This is a genomic window from Nitratidesulfovibrio liaohensis (assembly GCF_011682075.1).
In the GTDB taxonomy this organism is placed as follows: Bacteria; Desulfobacterota; Desulfovibrionia; order Desulfovibrionales; family Desulfovibrionaceae; genus Cupidesulfovibrio; species Cupidesulfovibrio liaohensis.
This window is the reverse complement of the sequence record NZ_VSMK01000299.1, coordinates 1-3457: the sequence shown is the minus strand read 5'-3', so window position 1 is coordinate 3457 and position 3457 is coordinate 1. Positions and strand designations below refer to the sequence as shown.

The 3457-nt window shown below is 68.8% G+C and carries 3 protein-coding genes; all 3 read left to right on the top strand.

Features of this window, described 5'->3' with window-relative positions; genetic code table 11:
- Nucleotides 1-586 (top strand): DUF1731 domain-containing protein (locus FVW27_RS10755; RefSeq protein WP_167125035.1); only part of this gene is annotated, 586 nt, incomplete at its 5' end.
- Between the two features lie 63 nt (nt 587-649).
- Nucleotides 650-2197: an HD domain-containing phosphohydrolase gene (locus FVW27_RS10750; RefSeq protein WP_167125033.1), complete on the top strand. Its 1548-nt coding sequence runs from the start codon at nt 650-652 to the stop codon at nt 2195-2197.
- A 33-nt stretch (nt 2198-2230) separates the two neighbouring features.
- The coding region (locus FVW27_RS10745; RefSeq protein ID WP_243838356.1) for a sigma-54-dependent transcriptional regulator at nt 2231-3457 on the top strand (1227 nt) is incomplete at its 3' end.

The window sequence follows — 3457 nt, the reverse complement described above, 5'->3', positions numbered from 1 at the left end:
GTCGGCCGTGGGGTATTATGGTGCCTGGCCCGACATGGCCACCGCCCCCCGCTGCGGCGAAGACGCCCCGCCGGGGACCGGATTTCTGGCGGAAACCTGCGCCCGATGGGAGGCGTCGTCCGCCCCGGCACAGGCCATGGGCGTGCGGCGCTGCATCATCCGCAGCGGCGTGGTGCTGGGCACCGGGGGTGCACTGGCGCGCATGCTGCCCGCGTTCAGGGCCTGGCTGGGGGGGCCGCTGGGCAGCGGCAGACAGCCGTTCCCGTGGATACACCTGACGGACGAGGTGGGGGCCATCCTGCACCTGCTGGATACCCCGTCCTGTTCCGGCCCGTACAATCTTGCCGCGCCGCAGGCCGTGGACAACGCCGGGTTCACGGCGGAACTGAACCGTGCCGTGGGGCGCCCGGCCTGGCTGCCCGCACCGCCCGCCCCCGCCTTTGCCCTGCGCCTGGCCTTGGGCGAACTGGCGCAAGAGGCCCTGCTGGCCGGGCAGGTGGCCCCGCCGGACCGCCTGACGGATTCCGGCCACACATTCCGGTTCCCCACGCTACGCGCGGCGCTGGCGGACCTGCTGGCACCCTGACGCATGCCGCGCCCGGGGTTACCCCCGGCGCGCCACACGACATCTCACAGTTCCGGAGCGGGCATGGCATACTGCAAGATACTGCTGGTCGAGGACGACGCCGTTTCGGCGCTGGACATGCGCCGCAGACTGCGTGCGCTCGGCTACGGCGAACCGGTGCTGGCCACCAGCGGCGAGCAGGCCGTGGAAGCGGCCCGTGCCGAAAAGCCCGATCTGGTGCTGATGGACATCGTACTCGGCGAAGGCATGGACGGCATCGATGCCGCCTCGCGCATCCTGGCCCTGCATGCCGCGCCCGTCATCTACATGACCGCGCGCGAAGACCCGGAAACCCTGCAGCGCGCCAAGATCACCGAGCCGTTCGGCTACCTGCTGAAACCTTTCGAGGACCGCGACCTGCGCACGTCCATCGAGATGGCGCTGTACAAGCACCAGATGGATCACGAAACCCGGCGCAAGGAACGCTGGTTCGCCACCACCCTGCGCTCCATCGCCGACGCGGTGCTCACCGTGGACCGCCACGGCCGCATCACCTACATCAACGCCAGTGCCGAGGCCATGACCGGCGCCGACCACCACACCTGCATCGACCGCCTTTTCGCGGAGCACGTGGACATCCGACCCGGCGGCAACGGCCACAGCCTGCAAGACCCCAACGACCTGCTGGTCCAGCCGGTCCAATCGGTGCAGTCGTTGCAGGTCTGCGGAGCAAATCCCGGCCTCCACGCGTCGTCCTTTTCGCCCCGCCCGCCCTTTCCCACGGGGGCGTCCGCCGCCCGGTATGGCGACCTGTCCGGCAACCTGCCCGGTGACCTTTCTGGCCAGCCCGCCATTGCGGGGCATGCGCCCCTCACGGGGCCGACGGCCATGACCGAAGCCTTCGTGCACGGCCCAGATGGCCGCGCGCACCCCATAGAAATGAGCGCCTCGCCCCTGGCCGACCCGGACGGCCGCCGGGTGGGCACCGTGCTGGTGTTCCGCGACATCACCGAGCGCCGCCAGTCGGAAGCGGCCCTGCGCCGCAGCGTGGAGGATTTGCGCCGCACCCTGCGCCAGACCGTTTCCGCCCTGGCCACCGCATCGGAAAAGCGCGATCCGTACACGGCGGGCCACCAGGCGCGCGTGGCGGAACTGGCTCATGCCATGGCCGTGCGGGTGGGCCTTTCCGGCGAACGGCTGGAAGGGCTGCGCGTGGCGGGCATGCTGCACGACATCGGAAAAATCCACATTCCTGCGGAAATACTGGCCAAACCCACCCGATTGTCCGACCTGGAAATGGGCATCATGCGTACCCACAGCCAGGTGGGCTACGACATCCTGAAGGAAATCGAGTTTCCCTGGCCGGTGGCCCAGATCGTGCTGCAACACCACGAACGGCTGGACGGCTCCGGCTACCCCAACGCCCTTTCGGGCGACGACATCCTGCCCGAAGCGCGCATCCTGGCAGTGGCCGACGTGGTGGAGGCCATGTCCTCGCACCGGCCCTACCGCGCCTCGCTGGGGCTGGGCCCGGCCCTGGCGGAGATTGCCGCCGGACGCGGCACGCGGTACGACCGCAACATGGTGGACGTGTGCGTCAGCCTGTTCCACGACGGTTTCATCCTTTCCTGATCACCCCCTTTCGCACCCGCAACCGGACATACCATGCACGCCCGCATCCTGATCATCGACGACGAAGACGGCATCCGCTTCTCCCTGCGCGGCATTCTCGAAGACGAAGGCTTCGAGGTGCTCGAGGCCCCCAGCGGCGAGGACGGCCTGGCCCTGCTGGCCCGCGAGACCCCCGACCTGGTGTTCCTGGACATCTGGATGCCGGGCATGGACGGCCTGGCCGTGCTGGACCAGTTGCATGCCCAGCGGCCCGACCTGCCGGTAATCATGATTTCCGGCCACGGCACCATAGAGACGGCGGTCAACGCCATTCGCAAGGGCGCGCATGACTTCATCGAAAAGCCGCTGTCGCTGGAAAAGGTGCTTATCGCCGCCCAGCGCGCCCTGGAATACGGCGACCTGCGCCGCGAGAACGAGGCCCTGCGCGACAGCCTGCCCACGGCCCACGCCGACGAAATGAATGGCCGCTCGCCGGTGATGGAGACCCTGCGCGGACAGATCGCGCGGGTGGCCCCCACCGACGCCTGGGTGCTGATCACCGGAGAAAACGGCACCGGCAAGGAACTGGCGGCGCGGGCCATTCACGCGGGCAGCCGCCGGGCCGACCGCCCCTTGGTGGCCGTGAACTGCGCGGCCATTCCGGAAGAACTCATCGAAAGCGAACTGTTCGGGCACGAAAAGGGCGCCTTTACCGGGGCGGATTCGGCCAAGGCGGGCAAGTTCGAAATGGCCCACAAGGGCACGCTGTTCCTGGACGAGATCGGCGACATGAGCCTGAAGACCCAGGCCAAGATACTGCGCATACTGCAGGAACAGCAGTTCGAACGGGTGGGCGGCCACCGCACCATGCGCGTGGACGTGCGCGTCATCGCCGCCACCAACAAGAACCTCGAGGACGAAATCGCCGCCGGCACCTTCCGTGAGGACCTGTACTACCGGCTGCGGGTATTTCCGCTGATGCTGCCTCCACTGCGTGAACGCGAGGGCGATGTGCCCCTGCTGATCGACCTGTTCGCGCAGCGCCTGGCACGCGACTACGGCCTGCGCCCGGCCACCTTCGCCCCAGACGCGCAGGAGGCGCTGGCGCAGTATCCCTGGCCCGGCAACGTGCGCGAACTGCGCAACTTCGTGGAACGCATGCTCATCCTGCACGCCGGGCTGGAAGTGACGCGGGCCATGCTGCCGCCGGAATTCCTGCCCCGGCCCGGGGCAGGCGGCAACGGGGTCGCGGAGGCGGGAACGGGCGGCAGGGCCGCATGC

Excerpts from the sequence above, each read along its gene's own strand:
- FVW27_RS10750 (WP_167125033.1), top strand. The coding sequence starts at position 650 with ATGGCATACTGCAAGATACTGCTGGTCGAGGACGACGCCGTTTCGGCG.